2 protein-coding genes and 1 pseudogene are annotated in these 1,286 nt (G+C 46.7%); all 3 read right to left on the bottom strand.

Annotated features, from left to right (window positions below):
- The coding region (locus tag JKK62_RS16980) for a ParA family protein (protein WP_279380647.1) at nucleotides 1-572 on the bottom strand (572 nt) is incomplete at its 3' end.
- Nucleotides 573-877: 305 nt separating this feature from the next.
- Nucleotides 878-1,099, bottom strand: a complete 222-nt coding sequence (locus JKK62_RS18130; RefSeq protein ID WP_494545963.1) for a hypothetical protein — start codon at nucleotides 1,097-1,099, stop codon at nucleotides 878-880.
- Nucleotides 1,100-1,114: 15 nt separating this feature from the next.
- Nucleotides 1,115-1,264, bottom strand: a pseudogene (locus JKK62_RS18125) (ParB-like helix-turn-helix domain-containing protein); the annotation flags it as partial.
- Between the last annotated feature and the right edge of the window lie 22 nt (nucleotides 1,265-1,286).

Raw genomic sequence — 1,286 nt, 5'->3', positions numbered from 1 at the left:
TCGTCGTACATCGTGAGCAGCACACCCTCGAGCTCTATTGTGTAATTATATTGACGTTTGATTCTGCGCACCGTGCTCATTAGCTGTGACAAGCCCTCGAGCGCGTAGTACTCGCACTGGATTGGTACGATGAATGTGTCCGCCGCTGTAAGCGCGTTCGCCGTGATAAGTCCGAGCGACGGCGGACAGTCGATGATTATGTAGTCGTAATACTGCTTTATCGGGAGAATCGCGTTTTTGAGCAGTGATTCGCGCCTTGATTTTTCGGTGATTTCAAGCTCAGCCGCCGCAAGATTGATTGACGAGGGCAGCAGATGAAGATTCTGATACGGCGTTGTCAGCACGCATTCCTCTGCCTTTGCTCCCTCAACGAGGATGTCGTAGGTCGATAGCTTAACCTTGCTCTTGTCAATCGCCACACCGCTGGTCGCGTTTCCCTGGGGGTCAGCGTCGACGAGCAGCACCTTTTTTCCGAGAGCGCCGAGACAAGCCGCGAGATTCACCGCTGTAGTCGTCTTGCCGACGCCGCCCTTCTGGTTTGAGATTGCTATTATCTTAGCCAAAGGTTCCATACCCTTCCTTCTTTTATTTTTCAAATCACGGTTATCATTATATCACAATCGGATATGTTTTTGAAGTGTATTTTTAAATTTATTTAATAATGTTTCACGTGAAACATTTTAAAATGCAAACAGGCGTACCATCAAGGCACGCCTGCTCGCAAGGGGTTAGATAAGGAAATGGGTATGAGTGGAACAGATGCTTTCGCATCCGTGGTGGAAAGTAAAATCAAACACGCAGAAAATAATTTTTCAGAGAAAAGGGTATTTATGGAAATATTTGGTTTATATGTACATCAAAACTTCTTTTCTGCGTGTTATGAAACAAATTTGTCAGGCGGATAGGTCTTTACCTTCGGGATTCTAATTGTGTATTCGATAAAATCATTTGTGTCTGTTTTGTTTGACTGTGCGTCAATTCCCGAAAGGCGCATGGTGTCTATCGCCTTATTAATGGTGTTAAGGAAAATCCTTACGTCCTTTATCACCGCCTTACTGTTTCCCTTTGCCTTTTCGGGCTTCGGGGATTTCTGTAACATGATGCCGACCAGATGCTCGGTCTGCTTTACATTGAGGTTGTCCGCGACTATCCTCGACAGCACTTCACGTCTTGTCGTCTCGTTTTCGATTCGCAGTAGCGCTCTTGCGTGACGTTCGCTCAGTCCCGCCTTTTCGATCCACTCCTGCTCGTCTTCTGTAAGACGGAGGAGTCTGAGCTAGATCGGA

The sequence above is a fragment of the Ruminococcus difficilis genome, from assembly GCF_016680995.1.
Note: the sequence above shows the minus strand (reverse complement) of the source record. Positions and strands in the feature narration are given on the sequence as shown.